The organism is Psychrobacter sp. GW64-MNA-CIBAN-0177 (assembly GCF_040309585.1).
GTDB lineage: Bacteria > Pseudomonadota > Gammaproteobacteria > Pseudomonadales > Moraxellaceae > Psychrobacter > Psychrobacter okhotskensis.
Genome location: NZ_JBEOOY010000670.1, coordinates 1 through 230, shown reverse-complemented (window position 1 = coordinate 230; position 230 = coordinate 1). Strand labels below are relative to the sequence as shown.

Sequence of the window (230 nt, the reverse complement as noted above, 5' to 3'; positions counted from 1 at the left end):
ATCTTCTGCTGCTAAAAAGGCATGGGTCAAATTCTCAGGAATATCATCAAAAGTAACTGGTAGTGATAGGCGATTGCCATATTGACCGATTAGCTTATCATCACTGCTATAGATCTGTAGTGGCATCTCCAAACTGACCGTTTTAATTTCTTGAGTGCTGGGTAGGGTGGGCGATAAATACATCGCCATACCATAAAACCCAATGGGTACGGCCAGTGCTAGAATAACTG

General features: G+C 42.6%; 1 protein-coding gene. It reads right to left on the bottom strand.

Annotated features, from left to right (window positions below; translation table 11 throughout):
- A partial coding sequence (locus AAEY79_RS16650; RefSeq protein ID WP_352289939.1) for a hypothetical protein occupies positions 1-230 on the bottom strand: 230 nt, incomplete at both ends.